Here is a 14,874-nt window from a genome sequence, read left to right as displayed (position 1 = left end):
GTTTCCTTCCCTCTCATTGTCACGGCGACAAGAAACCGCTTCGTTCCGCGAAAAACCGTGATTACTCATAGCGCCCTGTCACAACGGGAGTCGCCATGAACACCCTCTCCTACGTCACCGTCGATGTCTTCACCTCCACTCGCTTCGAGGGCAATCCGCTTGCCGTCATCTCTGATGCGCGCGGTCTGAGCGATGCGGCGATGCAAAAGATCGCCACCGAGTTCAATTATTCCGAAGTCACCTTCGTCCTGCCGCCAGAAGACCCGCAAAATTCCGCCCGCGTGCGCATCTTCACCCCGACGATGGAAATACCCTTTGCCGGCCATCCGAACGTCGGCACCGCCTATGTGCTCGGCCAGCAGGCGGAGATTTTCGGCAAGCCGGTCGGCGATACGCTGCGTTTCGAAGAAAAGGCCGGCATCGTCGAAATCAGCCTGAAACGCAGCGGCGGAAAGGTTGCTGCTGCCGCCATCCGCGCGCCGCAGCCGCTGACGATCGGCGACACCATCGCCGCGGAAACCATCGCCGGCTGCGTCTCGCTCGATCCCAGTGTCATCGTCAGCACCACCCATGCCCCGGTCTTTGCATCCGTCGGCCTGAATTTCGCCGTTGCAGAAGTGAACGGGCTCGAGGCGCTGGCCGCCGTCCGCTCAAACCTTGCCGGGTTCCAGGCAGCTGCCGGCCGCCAGACGACCAGCGGCCACGACTTCTCGCTCTTCCTTTATGTGAGGACAGCCGAAAATCCATGGAATATTCGCGCCCGCATGTTCGCGCCCCTCGACAATGTGCCCGAGGATCCGGCAACGGGCAGCGCTTCAGCCGCGCTTGGCGCCTATCTCGTCTCGCTTGCGCCGGAGGCCGATATGAACGTCGGCATCACCATTGAACAGGGCGTCGAAATGGGCCGCCGCAGCGTCATCACCCTTGATATCGTGAAATCCAACGGCATCGTCACCGATGTCGTCATCTCGGGAGGCTGCGTTTCCGTCATGCGCGGCGAAATTAGCTTGCAAGACTGACGGTCGCAGCCCGGACCGTACCCATGCGTTACACGTAATCCGGGGCTACATCAGGAAATCGCGCGAAAGCAGAGCCATTGCCCAGACGGCGAAAGCGATCAGCGCGAGCTTCCAGAAATCCATTCGCCGCCTGAGGCCGGGAAGCCCGAGCGGCTTGATCACTTGTATCGCCATGGCAAGGATGAGCAGCAAGGCTATCAGCTTTGTCATGCTTTATTTTTTCCGTTTTTCGGAATGTCACAGGACGGACATTTTTCCGCGCGAACAAGAGGATCTCGACACGCCGTAAAGACATTCCGGGGCACAATCAATCATCTTGAGGCTGGGCTGACGCAGGTCCTGCCTTATGTCATTGCAAATCGCTAAGACTGAGTCTGGGGAAATGAAGAGAAATCTGCTGTCCGTCGCCGCGCTGCTCTTTGGCACGCTCTTCCTTTTCATGGGCAACGGCCTGCAGGGCATCCTGCTTCCGGTGCGCGGCAATCTCGAAGGCTACGGAACGACGACGCTTGGCCTGCTCGGCACCTCATGGGCCGGGGGCTTCGTCATCGGCTGCCTGGTTGCTCCGAAGATCGTCCGCCGCGTCGGCCATGTGCGTGCCTTTTCCGGCTTCATCTCGATCATCGCCATCATCGCGTTGGTCAGCGGCATCATCATCGATCCGGTCTGGTGGGTGGTCCTGCGCGCCGTCACCGGCTTCTCCACCGCCGGCACGTCGATGATCATCGAAAGCTGGCTGAACGAGCGCGCCAGCAACGAGAGCCGCGGCATGATCTTCTCGCTTTATATCGGCATCACACTCATTGGCGTCGTCGGCGGCCAGATGATGATCCCGCTCGAGGATGTGCGCACACCGGTTCTCTTCATGATCTGCGGCATCTTCTATTGCATCGCCATGCTGCCGACGACGCTGTCGACCGCCGCTTCGCCGCAGCCGTTGAAGGCGGTGCGCCTCGACCTGCCGGCGCTCTATCGCAACTCGCCGGTCTCCTGCCTCGGCATCTTGCTCGTCGGCATCGCCAACGGTGCCTACGGCACGCTCGGCGCCGTCTTCGGCGCCGGCGCCGGCCTCTCCGACACCAGCATCGCCGTCATGATGAGCGCCACCATCTTCGCCGGGGCGGTGATGCAGCTGCCGGCCGGCCGGCTTTCCGATCGCATCGACCGGCGCTACGTGCTCGCTGCCATGTCGGGGATCGCCGCCCTTGCCGGCCTGCTGATCTTTCTACTCCACCCGACGTCCCCCACCTTGCTGATCGGGCTCGTCGTCCTTTACGGCGCCGTGGCGAATACGCTCTATCCGATCGCCGTCGCCCACGCGAACGACTTCGCGGCATCGGAGGACTTCGTCAAGGTCTCGGGCGGCCTGCTGCTGCTCTATGGCATCGGCACGGTGATCGGCCCGACGCTCAGCGGTCCCGTCATGTCGGCGATCACTCCGCATGCGCTTTTCCTCGTTACCGCCGTCGCCCATGTGCTGATCACCGTTTATGCCATCATCAGGAGCCGCATCCGCGCCGCGGTCCCCGCCAGCGACCGCGACGCCTACACGACGATCCCGACCGGCACCTCGGCGATCCTGACACCGGAAAGCATGTCGCTTGCCGATCGCGGCGCCGGCAAACCTCCCGAAACCGGAAAGTCTCCCGAAAGCGACGATCCTGCTGTAAAGTTTGGTTAGGCAGCGAACGGAGGACGAACCATGAGCTTCATCGATGATGACCGGCCGCAGAAGAAAGTCGCCCACGAGATCGGCGCCGATCTCTCCATGCTTTCGGTCGACGAATTGAAGGCGCGGGTGGAATTGCTGAAGACGGAGATCGCCCGTCTCGAGGCCGAGGCTGCCCGCAAAGCCTCCGGGCGGCAGGCGGCGGAAAGCTTCTTCCGCTCGTGATCCGATAAAAACCCCGAAAAACAAGGCTATAGGCGGATAAAATAACACGCCTCAAGTCTTAATCTGGCACAATGTTAATAAAATATTAAGCTTTATAAGGTATTACTGTATTCATCCGGATTTCCTCTGGATCTCAGACAGTTTTCCAAGCGGTGAATTGGTCTGATTTTTCTCCCTGTTTTACCTTGAGAGCCGCGTTTGCGGCTCTTCTTTTTCCTATGGCCGGCGCACTTCCACGAAACTGTGGAGATTAACCCTTTCTTAAGAAACGGCTTGCGCATTTGGGCTAATGATACCATCTTAAAGTCATAAAGACCGGCCCTGGAAACTTTTACGTCGGTGCCGGCGTTACCTGAATATATGTAGCTGCGTGCGAACAGGGACTATAGCGATGTCGGAAGTTGGATTGAACACGATCAGTTTTGCAGGCCGCGCCGCTGCATCCTCGCAGTTCAAGGCACTTTATGCGGAAGGCATGTCGCTGGTCGAAGAGACTGCCGCCTATCTCGACGGTCAGGGCCGCGCCGCTTCCAAGGTTCTGCCGCGGATGGCTTCGGTTCTCTACGCCGCGGAATCGATGCGTCTCACCACCCGCCTGATGCAGATGGCCTCCTGGCTGCTGTTGCAGCGCGCCGTCAACAATGGCGAAATGTCCCGTGACCAGGTGCTGGCTGAAAAGAACAAGGTTCGCCTCGACGGCTTCAACGTCGACCGCGCCGCACCCGGCTGGGGCGACCTGCCAGAATCCTTCCGCGACCTCGTCGAACGCTCGCTGCGTCTGCAGAACCGCATTGCCCTGCTTGACCGCGAGATCTACCGCCCGTCCGAAGCGGTGATTGTTCATGACAATCAGAACAGCGTCCAGGCCCAGCTTTCCCTGTTGCAGACCGCCTTCGGCAACAACTGACCGGACTTGCAAGAATTCGAATACAAACCGGCTGCGTCTTACGCGGCCGGTTTTTTTTGTTTTGCCGCTCAACACCGGCATCCTTGGAGCGTCCTTTGCACGTCCGAAAAGACGCGCGGCGCTGTAAGCTATTGCGAACGCAAAAAAGCCCGGCGAAACCGGGCTCTTCAAATTCCGTCGAGCAAAAGCGATTAGAGGCCGAGGCCGCCGAAACGCTTGTTGAACTTGGAGACGCGGCCACCGCGGTCCATGAGCTGCTGGTTGCCGCCCGTCCAGGCCGGATGCGACTTGGAATCGATTTCGAGGTTCATGACAGCGCCTTCCGAACCCCAGGTCGAGCGGGTTTCGTACTCAGTGCCATCGGTCATGACCACCTTGATCATGTGATATTCGGGATGGATGCCTGCCTTCATAACAATCTTCCTGCGATACCGGAGTTCAATTTGCCGCATGCAGTTGCGGCCAACGAACCGATTGAATAAATGAAGCCGCAGTCGGATGGCTACGGCTTCCCATTAGGATGCGGTGCCTATACATGAAGGACGCCTAGATAACAAGAGCCAACAGGCCGCATTGCGCGGGTCCTGCGGGCGATCGGAGACGATTTGGCAAAGCAGGCACGGGCTGAGGAAAACAAGACGCGATCGCTGCGATCGCTCGGCAGGCTGACGCCCTATGTCATGCGTTATCGCGGCCTGGTGGCCGGTGCGCTGATGTCGCTGGCGCTTGCCGCCATCACCTCGCTGGCGCTGCCGCTCGCCGTGCGTCGCATGATCGATCACGGCTTCACCCAGTCCGACGGCCGCTTCATCAACAGCTACTTCGCCATGCTGATGGTCATGGCCATCGTGCTCGCGGTCGCCAGCGCGCTGCGCTATTATTTCGTCATCACCATCGGCGAGCGCATCGTCGCCGATCTTCGCCGCGACGTCTTTTCCCATGTGACCAGGCTGTCACCCTCCTTCTTCGACGTCAACCAATCCGGCGAGATCGTCTCGCGGCTGACCGCCGATACGACGCAGATCAAGTCCGCCGTCGGCGCCACCGCCTCGGTAGCGCTGAGGAACTTCATCCTCTGTATCGGCGCCATGGGCATGATGATCGTCACCTCGCCGAAGCTTTCGAGCCTCGTTATCGGAGCGATCCCATTGATCGTCTTCCCGCTCGTCGCCTTCGGCCGCTCGGTGCGCAAGCGCTCGCGTGCCGCCCAGGATACGCTGGCTCATGCCTCCGCCTTCGCCAACGAGACGATTGGCGCAACCCGCACCGTCCAGGCCTTCAACGGCGAGGATGCCGCAGCGACGCGCTACGGCACCGCCGTCGAATCTGCCTATGAGGCGGCCCGGGCCGCCATCCGCTCGCGCGCACTGCTAACCGGAATCGCCATCACGCTGATCTTCGGCAGCGTTGTCGCCGTGCTCTGGTTCGGCGCCCACAGCGTGCTTGCCGGCACGCTTTCGGCCGGCACGCTCGGCCAGTTCCTGCTCTATGCCGTCATCTCCGCCGGTTCGCTGGGTGCGCTGTCGGAGGTCTGGGGTGAACTCTCGCAGGCAGCCGGTGCTGCAGACCGGCTGACCGAGCTTCTCGACGAGGTCTCGCCGATTACAGCCCCCGCCAGCCCTGAGCCGCTTCCGTCGCCCAGCCGTGGCCGTGTCGAATTTTCCGGCGTGCACTTTGCCTATCCCTCGCGCCCCGGCAAATCGGCGCTGTATGGCTTAAGCTTTGCGATCACGCCAGGTGAGACCGTCGCCATCGTCGGCCCTTCCGGTGCCGGCAAGAGCACCGTATTCTCGCTGCTGCTGCGCTTCTACGATCCGCAGCAGGGCAGCGTGAAGATCGACGGTGTCGACGCGCAGCTGACAACGCCTGATGAACTGCGCAAGCGCATCGCCATCGTGCCGCAGGACGTCACCATCTTTGCCGCCTCGATCCATGACAACATCGCCTTCGGCCGTCCCGGCGCCTCGCGTGACGAGGTCCGCGCCGCAGCCCTTGCCGCGCAGGCCGACGAATTCATCGCCCGGCTGGACCAGGGCTATGAGACCGAGGTCGGCGAACGCGGCATCACGCTCTCCGGCGGCCAGCGCCAACGCATCGCCATTGCCCGCGCCATCCTGAAGAACGCGCCCGTGCTGCTGCTTGACGAGGCAACCTCCGCGCTTGACGCCGAAAGCGAGACGCTGGTGCAAAAGGCGCTTGACGGTCTGGTGGACGGCCGCACGACGCTCGTCATCGCCCATCGCCTGGCAACGGTGCTGAAAGCCGACCGCATTCTCGTCATGGATCAGGGCCGGGTCGTCGAGGAGGGCACGCATCAGAGCCTGATCCGCCATGGCGGCATCTATGCGCGGCTGGCGCGGCTGCAATTCGACGCCGCCAACGAGGATGTGCTCGCTGCCGCGAAATAGCCGGCGCGCACTTCTCCCGCCAACAGCGACTAAAGTTTGAACCCGCCGCGCTTCTCTGCGGTTGTCTTTCGCGCGTCCTGCCCTAAGCTCTTCATTCCCCGGGTGGGGATATTGCTGCTGAAATCCTTGAGGAGATAGGAATGGCGCTTTCCGATATGACGCGACGTGCGGGCCTTGCGCTCGGTTTCGGTATGCTTGCGGCCATTGCCGCCGGCGCCTCTGCCACCGCTGCGGATTTTCCCGATCGCGCCATCACCATGGTCGTGCCCTTCGCGGCCGGCGGCTCGACCGATGTCGTCGCCCGCATCGTCGCGCAGAAGATGTCGGAGGATCTCGGCCAACAGGTGATCGTCCAGAACGTCGCCGGCGCCGGCGGCAATCTCGGCGCCGGTAACGTCGCCCGCGCCGAACCGGACGGCTACACCATCCTGATGGGCACGGTCGCGACCCATGCCCTCAATCCGCTGATCCTGAAATCGACGCCATATGACGCCGAAAAGGATTTCGCACCGATCTCGCTGCTTGTCGTCGTGCCGAATGTGCTGGTCGTCAATCCGGAACTGCCCGCAAAGACCGTGCAGGAACTGGTCGCCCTGCTGAAGGCCGAACCCGACAAATACAGCTACGCCTCATCGGGCAACGGCACGCCTTTGCATCTTTCCGGCGAACTCTTCAAGTCCATGGCCGGCGTCAGCATGCAGCACATCCCCTATAAGGGTGCCGGTCCGGCATTGAACGACGTCATCGGCAACCAGGTGCCGATCATGTTCGACAACCTGCCCTCCTCGTCGAGCCACATCAAGGCCGGCACTTTGCGGGCGCTGGCGGTGACCACGGCCGAGCGCGCGCCCTCCTTCGCCGACGTACCGACCGTCGCCGAGTCAGGCATTCCAGGTTACGAGACCTATACTTGGAACGCGCTTTTCGCCCCGGCCAAGACGCCCAGCGAGGTCGTGACGCGCCTCAACGCCTCGGCTAAAAAGGCGCTCGCCGACCCAGCCGTCGCGGAACGGATGAAAGAATTCAGCGCCACCATCGTCGGCTCAACGCCGGAGGAACTCGCCGCCCATGTGAAGGCCGAACTCGCCAAATGGGGACCGGTCGTCAAGGGCGCGAACATCCAGATGGAGTGACCCAGACTGTATAGGCGCCGGCGCCCTCATTCGCTTGCGTCCAATGGAAACGGTGACGATTGGACGCTAAGCAACCCAATCCTGATTAAGGCAGTGGAAAAGCTCGCCATTTTGATCTAGCTTCCGCTAAGCTGATGGTTGCAATTCAGCGTTTTGGGATTTCGGGAGACATCTATGTATAAATTCGAAGTCTATAAGGATAAGGGCGGGGAGTTCCGCTTCCGCTTCAAAGCATCGAACGGGGAAGCCATGTTCTCCTCCGAGGGCTACAAGGCCAAGGCGTCCGCCATGAGTGCCATCGAATCGATCAAGAAGAACACGCCAAGCGCCGAGATCGTCGATCAGACGAAGGCCGAATCCTGAGCAGACCGGCAGCGGCGGCGTAATTGCCGCCCTGCCCTTTCGCGCCCGTAAGCAGCGCCGGTGCCTTTGAGCCCGGCCCGCTTGCTTGCGATTTTCGGCGCCATTTTTCTTTTTCGCGTATTTTTTTTGAAAGCCATGTCGAAAAGACCGGTGGCCGCGCCTCATTGTTTTGGAACGGCTCCGCCGCTCCGCCGGGCTTCACGGCTTTCGGGATATCGGTCCCCGATGCCGGCATGCCCGGATCAACGTCAGCAACGAGATCAGGAGTTTTCCATGCAATATGCTCTCATCATTCGCGAAGCCGCCGAGGATTTCGCCCGCCGCAGCGATCCCGCCTATCGCGACGGCTGGGTCGCCTACAGCCAGGCGCTCGCTCAGGCAGGGGTCATGACTGGCGGCGCCGGGCTGACAGGCCCGGAGACCGGCACGATCGTGCGCCGCAAAGGCGAGGACCACGATGTGCAGGACGGCCCCTATCCGGACGGCAAGGAACAGCTTGGCGGCTTCTATCTGATCGACGTCCCCGACATGGACACTGCGCTCGAATGGGCAACCCGGGTTCCGATCTCCGACAAGGGTTCGGTCGAGGTGCGCCCGCGCCTGCAGATGTGAGGTGGTCATGCCGCCCGATGCCGGACGCGCTGCCGAAAAGGTGGCGCGTCAGTCCTACGGCAAACTGATCGCCTTTCTCGCCGCCCGCTCGCGCGACGTGCCGGCGGCAGAAGATGCATTGTCGGAAGCGCTGGCTTCGGCGCTTCGCGTCTGGCCGGAGCGCGGCATTCCTGGCAATCCGGAAGCCTGGCTGCTGGTGGCTGCCCGCCGCAACCTCATGCAGGCTGCTCGCCACCGCACTGTCGAGGCCAATGCACAAACGACGATATCGGTCGCCTTCGAGGAGGCGGAAGAACGCATGAATGCGGCCGGCAGTGCCGTCTTTCCCGATGAGCGGCTCAAACTGCTCTTCGCCTGCACCCATCCCGCCATCGACAGCTCCGTGCATACGGCGCTGATGCTGCAGACCGTTCTCGGCATCGAGGCGAGAACCATCGCACGGACCTTCGTCGTTTCGCCGGAAACAATGAGCCAGCGGCTGGTGCGAGCCAAGGTGAAGATCCGCGATGCCGGCATTCCCTTCGCCGTTCCGCCTCGCCCCGCCTTGCCCGGGCGGCTCGCCACGGTGCTTTCGGCGATCTACGCGGCCTACGGTCTTGGCTGGGACGGTCTCGACGGCGAGGAAGAGCGTCATTCGCTCGCCGGCGAGGCGATCTGGCTCGGCCGCGCGCTTCTGGCGGTGCTGCCGGATGAACCGGAAGCGATCGGCCTGCTGTCGCTGATGCTCCACTGCGAAGCCCGCCGCAACGCCCGGCGCGACGATAGCGGCCGATATGTGCCGCTGGACGAGCAGGACGCGGCCGCGTGGAACGCGATCATGATTGCCGAGGCGGATGCACTGCTGCGCAAGGCCAGCGGCTTCGATCGTTTCGGCCCCTTCCAGTGCCAGGCGGCGATCCAATCCGTGCATGCAGCGCGCCGGCTGTCGGGAGCGACCGACTGGCAGGCGCTGACGACACTCTACGCAGCGCTGGTGATGATGAAGCCGACGCTGGGTGCGCGTGTCAGCCAGGCTGCGGTGATCGGCAGGGCCCTGAGCGCCGCTGCCGGCCTGGAGCGGCTCGACAAGCTCGATCCGCGCGACATCGCAAGCTACCAGCCCTACTGGGCGGTGCGTGCCTTTCTCCTGACCCAGGCCGGCGATGATACCGCGGCAGCCGATGCCTATATGACAGCCATCGGCCTTAGCGACAGCCCCGCCGTGCGCGATTTTCTCACCGGCCGACTAAAGGAAGCGCGGCAGGCGATATCAAGTTAATCATTTCTCGGTCAGCTTCAGCTCGATGCGGCGGTTGGTAGAGCGCGCATCCGGCGTATCGCCAGGCGCGATCGGCTGGAATTCGCCGAAGCCTGCGGCAACCAGCCGGTCGGCCGGCACGCCCTGTGCGATCAGGAATTTCACGACCGAAATCGCGCGCGCCGAGGAGAGTTCCCAATTGTCGCGATAGCGGCCCGTTCCGCCAAGCGGCACATTGTCGGTATGGCCATCGACGCGCAGCACCCAGTTGATCTCGGGCGGAATTTCCTTGGCGAGATCGAGAAGGGCGGTAGCAAGCTTCGCCATCTCGGTCTGCCCCTCCGGGTTGAGATCGGCACCGCCCGAGGGAAACAGCACCTCCGACTGGAAGACGAACCGATCGCCGACGATGCGGATATTCTCGCGGTCCGAAAGAATCTCGCGCAACCGGCCGAAGAAGTCGGAACGGTAGCGGTTCAACTCCTGGACGCGCGCGGCGAGCGCCACATTGAGGCGGCTGCCGAGGTCGGCGATCTTGGTCTGCGAGACTCGATCTTTCTCCTCCGACGCCTGAAGGGCTGCTTCGACGGCGGCAATCTGGCTGCGAAGCGCTGCGATCTGCTGGTTCAGGAGCTCGACTTGGCTGAGCGCCCGCTCGCTCACCTGCTTCTGCTCGTCGAGCTCCTGCGTCATCGAGCCGATCCGCTTTTGCGCCGCATCCTGACCGCCCGAACCGGCATTCAGCAGCGCCTGCAGCCGCGACCGGTCACCTTCGGCGGTGGCAAGCGAGGCCTGCAGATTGGCGACCGAATCCTGGAGATCCTGGTTGCTGCCCTTTTCGAGCGCGAGAAGCTGCGTCAGCTCGTTGATCTGGCTGTTGAGACGACTTAGCACCTCATCGCGTCCGCTGATCTCGCGGCTGAGGATGAACTGCCCGACGACGAAAACCGTCAGCAGGAACATGATGGAAATGAGCAGCGTCGACAGCGCGTCGACGAAACCCGGCCAGTAATCCACCGTGCGTTCGCGGCGCCGGTTGCGGGCAAGAGCCATGGCTTACTTGCCCTCGCTCTTTTCTGCCTGGCTGGCGCGGTCGCGCAAACGCTCGCCCCTCTCGCCGCCGCGCTCCTGCACGCCGATGCGTTCGGCAAGCCGGTCGAGCGTGCGACGCATCGCCTTGGCCTCGTCCTGCTGCGCCTCGATCCAGTCGCGCAGCATCTGCTGCTCGTTGCGCATGTTCTTGACGAGGCCCTGAATGCCTTCGGCAAGGCTTGCCATGGCGGCGACGGAGCGCTGGCTGCCGGCGCCGCCCTCTTCGGAGACCTTACGCAGATAATCGGAGAGCGCGCGCATGTCGTCCGAGGAAGCGCCGGAAACGGCCTCGAGAGCTGGGGCAAGATCGGAGCCGACATCCGTGACCGAAGACAGCCAGTTTTCCAGCTCCATGTAGAAGCGGTTTTGCGCGCGGCCGGCCTGCAGGTCGAGGAAGCCGAGAATGAGCGAACCGGAAAGGCCGAGCAGCGAGGAGGAGAAGGCCTGGCCCATGCCCGAAAGCGGCGTGGAAAGCCCTTCCTTCAGCGCCGAGAGCACGTCTCCGGTGCCGTTCGAGCCGGCATCGAGGGACTGGATGACAATGCTAATCGAACCGATCGTGCCGATGAGGCCCCAGAATGTGCCGAGCAGGCCGAGGAAGACCAAGAGGCCGATCAGGTAGCGCGAAACGTCGCGCGATTCGTCGAGGCGGGTGGCGATCGAATCGAGGATCGAGCGCAGCGCCGTCGTCGACAGTGCCAGCGAGGACTTGCGGCTGCCGAGCAGCGCCCGCATTGGCGCAAGCAGCCGCGGATTGCGGTTGACCTTGTCGGCGCTGCCGGCGGCGCGGAAGGAATTAAACCAGCGCACCTCGGGTCGAAGCGCTAGTACATGATTGAAAACAAGGATGATTCCGACCGCGAGAACGCCGACGATCAGGCCGTTGAGGCCCGGATTGTGCATGAAGGCGGTTTGCGTCTGCCGGAAGAGGATGGCGGCGATAAAACCGACGATGACGAGGAAAAGCAGCATCGTCCAGAGGAAGGGCATGGGGCTCGAAAGCCTGTAGGCATAAGTGCCCGCCGTCTTTTCGGTGGAGCCGATCTCCGCCACATTCACATTTTCCATAGGTTACGCAGCCTCCGGATTCCCTGCTGGCGGAGACTAGAACAACATTGTGCCGAATTGAAGTATGCCGGGGAGAAAACCGTGACTTTACAACAGCCAGATTTTCGTTCGGTCACTTGGCGGGAACCGGCCGCTTGACGACTTCGATCAGCGCCTTGTGGATAATCTCGTTGCCGGCGACGATCGTGCCGCTCTCCAGCATCGTTGCGCCACCGTCCCAGTCGGTGGCGAAACCGCCGGCTTCGCGGATGAGCAGGATGCCGGCCGCCATGTCCCACGGCGCAAGCTCGGCCTCCCAGAAACCGTCGAAACGTCCGGCCGCGACATAGGCGAGGTCGAGGGTCGGCGAGCCCAGGCGCCGGATGCCCGCCACTTCGCCCATCACGTGGCGAAGCTCGACCAGGAACTTGCCGTGATTGCGCTTGCCGAGCGCCGGCACGCCGCAGCCAATAACGCAATCCGACAGCGCCCGGCGCGCAGCGACGCGCAGGCGTCGGTCGTTGAGGAAGGCGCCGCCGCCGCGCTCGGCGGTATAGAGTTCGTCGGTCGCCGGATTGAAGACGACGGCGGCAACGATCTCGCCATTGCGTTCGAGCGCGATCGAGACAGCGAAGGCCGGGATGCCATGCAAAAAGTTCGTCGTGCCGTCGAGCGGGTCGACGATCCAGCGATGCGCGCCGTCGGTGCCCTTGATTTCCTCGCTTTCCTCGCCGAGGAAGCCATAGGTCGGACGCGCCTTGAGCAGCTCTTCCTTGACGATCTTTTCGGCCTTGCGATCGGCGGTGGAAACGAAGTCGCCCGGTCCCTTCACGGAAACCTGCAGGTTCTGCACTTCGCCGAAATCACGTCCCAGCGACTTTCCTGCCTTGAGGGCAGCCTGAACCATGACATTGAGAAGAGCTGAACGGGCCATCGGCGCATTTTTCCTTGGGACTGATACGGGGCGCGCGCGCTGCCAGGGGCGGGAAGTGTCCCTGAACATGCATGACAGGCAGCGCTGCGAAGATTGGCGGCCTCAAGACCACAAAATCAGGGAAATTTCAAGGGGAGGCACGCATGGCTGCCCTGCGGTGCCAGAAACCGGCGACATTGCTCCGTTTCATCGAAATCGATCTCAGAACTTCTGCTGCGTTATCAGCACTTCGCGAGCGATCTGATCGAGCGGCAGAATACGGTCGACGCCGCCCTTGGCGATCGCCTCCTTCGGCATGCCGAAAACAACGGAACTCGCCTCGTCCTGCGCCACCGTGTAGGCGCCGGCCTGGTGCATTTCCAGCATGCCGCGCGCGCCGTCGTCGCCCATGCCGGTCATGATGATCCCCATGGCGTTCGAGCCGGCCGAGCGCGCCGCCGAGCGGAAAAGTACGTCGACGGAAGGCCGGTGTCGCGACACCAGCGGCCCGGTCTTGACGCTCACATAGTAGCGCGCACCCTGGCGCTCGAGCAGCATGTGCTTGTCGCCTGGCGCGATCAGCACATGGCCGCGCAGCACCGGATCGCCATCGACGGCCTCCTTGACCTCGACCTCGCAGAGCCCGTTCAACCGCTTGGCGAAGGCGGCGGTGAATTTCTCCGGCATATGCTGGACGATCACCATGCCAGGCGCATTGGCCGGCAGTTCCTCCAGGAACTCGCGCAGTGCTTCGGTGCCGCCGGTGGAGGCGCCGACGCAGACGACCATCTCAGTCGTCTTCGCCATGGCCCGCCCCGTCGGCGGCGGCAGCATCACATCCGCCGTCAGCTTCTTGGCCGGCCCTTCGACTGAGGCAGAGCGGATGGTTCCGGCGGCGCGGCGGACGTTGGAAAGCCGTGCATGCGAGGCGCTCTTGACGACTTCGCGAATGCGCATCGCATCGTCGGAAAGGCTGTCGGCGGCGCCGATCTTCGATTTCAGGATGACGTCGACGGCACCGGCCTCCAGCGCCTGGAGCAGCGTTTCCGATCCCGCCTCCGTCAGCGACGAGCACATCACGACGGGGATCGGCCGTTGCGACATCAGCTTACGCAGGAAGGTGATGCCATCCATGCGCGGCATCTCCACATCGAGCGTGATGACATCGGGGATCTCTTCCTGCAGCTTCCGCGCCGCCATGAACGGGTCGGATGCGACCGCCATGATCTCGATATCGGGATCCTGCTCCAGCACATGGGTCAGCGTCTGGCGGATGCTGGCGGAATCGTCGATGATGAGAACGCGGATTTTCTTAGCCATGAATACCCCTAATGCATGCCGTCCAGAAGTGCGCAGCGGTTTTGGGATGACGCGATGCGCTTTAGATACGCTGAAACACCGTATTCGAGACCTGCTTCAACGGCAGATCGAAGCCGGTGATCGATTCAGAATGGCCGATGAACATGTAGCCGCCCTTCGCCAGGCAATCACAGAGACGGTTGAGAACGCCAGCCTGAGTCTGCTTGTCGAAATAGATTAGCACGTTGCGGCAGAAGATGACGTGCATCGGCTCGCCGATCGGGTATTTCTCGTCCATCAGGTTCATACGGGCAAAACCGATCTTGCTACGCAGTTTCGGCGTAATGCGCACCTCCCGCCGACCCGGCTGCTTGGCCGTCAGCACGTATTTGCGCTGCAGGTCGCGCGGCACGGGTGCGATGAGGTCTTCCGGATAGATGCCGCGGCGCGCCGTCTGCAGCACGTCGGTGGAAAGGTCGGTCGCCATTACGCTGTAGGAGACGTCGTTGCGGCCTTCGGCGAACTCCGCCAGCACCATCGCCATCGTGTAGGGTTCGGCCCCCGTCGAGCAAGCCGCACTCCAGGTGCGGATGGTCCGCACGCCGCTGTTGGTGATCGCAGGCAACGCCACGCTCTGCAGATAGTCGAAATGCTTGGCTTCGCGGAAGAAGTCGGTCTTGTTGGTCGTCACCACGTCGATCAGGTAGACGGTTTCCTGGGCGAGGCCATCCTCATAGAACAGGAAGTCGCAATAGTCGTCGAAGGTCGCGTGGTTGGTTGCGCGAAGGCGGCGCCTCAGCCGCCCTTCGAGCATCGTCAGCTTGGTCGGCGGCATCTTGATGCCGCTATAGTCGTAGATGAACCGGGCAAGCTTGTCGAAATTGCGCTTGCTGATCCGGTCGCCCGGCAATTGGGTTTCCACCGCTGCTGCCATACTCATAGAATGCAGT

General features: G+C 62.4%; 16 protein-coding genes. 9 read left to right on the top strand and 7 right to left on the bottom strand.

The genetic code is table 11. The features are described 5' to 3' along the window. Nucleotides 1–95 precede the first annotated feature (95 nt). Entirely contained in the window at nt 96–1,019 is a 924-nt protein-coding gene (locus tag RWK44_RS25255; RefSeq protein WP_316029546.1) for a PhzF family phenazine biosynthesis protein, read from the top strand. Between the two features lie 45 nt (nt 1,020–1,064). Here RWK44_RS25255 and RWK44_RS25250 read toward each other — a convergent pair whose 3' ends face one another. Further along, on the bottom strand, nt 1,065–1,229 hold the full coding sequence (locus RWK44_RS25250) for a hypothetical protein (protein ID WP_168271592.1): 165 nt from the start codon (nt 1,227–1,229) through the stop codon (nt 1,065–1,067). Nucleotides 1,230–1,401: 172 nt separating this feature from the next. On the opposite strand from RWK44_RS25250, the gene RWK44_RS25245 reads away from it, so the two are divergent. The 3 genes from RWK44_RS25245 to rcdA all read left to right on the top strand — a co-directional run bounded on the left by RWK44_RS25245 (nt 1,402) and on the right by rcdA (nt 3,820). Beyond that, nucleotides 1,402–2,700 (top strand): MFS transporter, encoded by a 1,299-nt coding sequence (locus tag RWK44_RS25245; protein WP_168284258.1) that lies wholly within the window; start codon nt 1,402–1,404, stop codon nt 2,698–2,700. Nucleotides 2,701–2,721: 21 nt separating this feature from the next. Continuing rightward, nucleotides 2,722–2,913 carry a DUF1192 domain-containing protein gene (locus RWK44_RS25240; protein ID WP_003542803.1) on the top strand — a complete coding sequence of 64 codons (192 nt, stop codon included), beginning with the start codon at nt 2,722–2,724 and terminating at the stop codon, nt 2,911–2,913. 391 nt (nt 2,914–3,304) lie between these two features. Then, entirely contained in the window at nt 3,305–3,820 is a 516-nt protein-coding gene (gene rcdA / locus RWK44_RS25235; RefSeq protein WP_003542804.1) for a protease adaptor protein RcdA, read from the top strand. Nucleotides 3,821–4,011: 191 nt separating this feature from the next. Here the strand turns inward: rcdA and rpmE are convergent, their stop codons facing one another. Then, complete coding sequence (gene rpmE / locus RWK44_RS25230; protein ID WP_003542805.1) at nt 4,012–4,233, bottom strand: 50S ribosomal protein L31; 222 nt, start codon at nt 4,231–4,233, stop codon at nt 4,012–4,014. Nucleotides 4,234–4,425: 192 nt separating this feature from the next. Here rpmE and RWK44_RS25225 point away from each other — a divergent pair, with 192 nt between their 5' ends. From RWK44_RS25225 to RWK44_RS25205, 5 genes are all read left to right on the top strand, one after another. Next, nucleotides 4,426–6,228, top strand: coding sequence for an ABC transporter transmembrane domain-containing protein (locus tag RWK44_RS25225; protein ID WP_168284259.1), 1,803 nt, complete (start codon nt 4,426–4,428; stop codon nt 6,226–6,228). 140 nt (nt 6,229–6,368) lie between these two features. Beyond that, nucleotides 6,369–7,361 carry a Bug family tripartite tricarboxylate transporter substrate binding protein gene (locus RWK44_RS25220; protein ID WP_168284260.1) on the top strand — a complete coding sequence of 331 codons (993 nt, stop codon included), beginning with the start codon at nt 6,369–6,371 and terminating at the stop codon, nt 7,359–7,361. Between the two features lie 174 nt (nt 7,362–7,535). Further along, complete coding sequence (locus tag RWK44_RS25215; protein WP_003542808.1) at nt 7,536–7,724, top strand: YegP family protein; 189 nt, start codon at nt 7,536–7,538, stop codon at nt 7,722–7,724. Between the two features lie 273 nt (nt 7,725–7,997). Beyond that, entirely contained in the window at nt 7,998–8,336 is a 339-nt protein-coding gene (locus tag RWK44_RS25210) for a YciI family protein (protein WP_168284261.1), read from the top strand. Nucleotides 8,337–8,343: 7 nt separating this feature from the next. Then, on the top strand, nt 8,344–9,594 hold the full coding sequence (locus tag RWK44_RS25205) for an RNA polymerase sigma factor (protein ID WP_316029545.1): 1,251 nt from the start codon (nt 8,344–8,346) through the stop codon (nt 9,592–9,594). Here RWK44_RS25205 and RWK44_RS25200 read toward each other — a convergent pair whose 3' ends face one another. The 5 genes from RWK44_RS25200 to RWK44_RS25180 form a co-directional block, all read right to left on the bottom strand. Then, nucleotides 9,595–10,626 carry a peptidoglycan -binding protein gene (locus tag RWK44_RS25200; RefSeq protein WP_131665530.1) on the bottom strand — a complete coding sequence of 344 codons (1,032 nt, stop codon included), beginning with the start codon at nt 10,624–10,626 and terminating at the stop codon, nt 9,595–9,597. It abuts the gene before it with no gap. Between the two features lie 3 nt (nt 10,627–10,629). Beyond that, nucleotides 10,630–11,733 carry a MotA/TolQ/ExbB proton channel family protein gene (locus RWK44_RS25195; RefSeq protein WP_168271598.1) on the bottom strand — a complete coding sequence of 368 codons (1,104 nt, stop codon included), beginning with the start codon at nt 11,731–11,733 and terminating at the stop codon, nt 10,630–10,632. Nucleotides 11,734–11,845: 112 nt separating this feature from the next. After that, complete coding sequence (locus tag RWK44_RS25190; RefSeq protein WP_029871935.1) at nt 11,846–12,646, bottom strand: inositol monophosphatase family protein; 801 nt, start codon at nt 12,644–12,646, stop codon at nt 11,846–11,848. A 201-nt stretch (nt 12,647–12,847) separates the two neighbouring features. Next, complete coding sequence (locus tag RWK44_RS25185) at nt 12,848–13,945, bottom strand: protein-glutamate methylesterase/protein-glutamine glutaminase (RefSeq protein ID WP_011653450.1); 1,098 nt, start codon at nt 13,943–13,945, stop codon at nt 12,848–12,850. A gap of 61 nt (nt 13,946–14,006) precedes the next feature. After that, the gene (locus RWK44_RS25180) at nt 14,007–14,864 is read right to left on the bottom strand and encodes a CheR family methyltransferase (protein ID WP_131641685.1); all 858 of its coding nucleotides are present in this window, start codon (nt 14,862–14,864) and stop codon (nt 14,007–14,009) included. Between the last annotated feature and the right edge of the window lie 10 nt (nt 14,865–14,874).

Origin of the sequence: Rhizobium sp. 25PS6 (assembly GCF_032464655.1) — a bacterium.
GTDB lineage: Bacteria > Pseudomonadota > Alphaproteobacteria > Rhizobiales > Rhizobiaceae > Rhizobium > Rhizobium laguerreae.
Note: the sequence above shows the minus strand (reverse complement) of the source record. Positions and strands in the feature narration are given on the sequence as shown.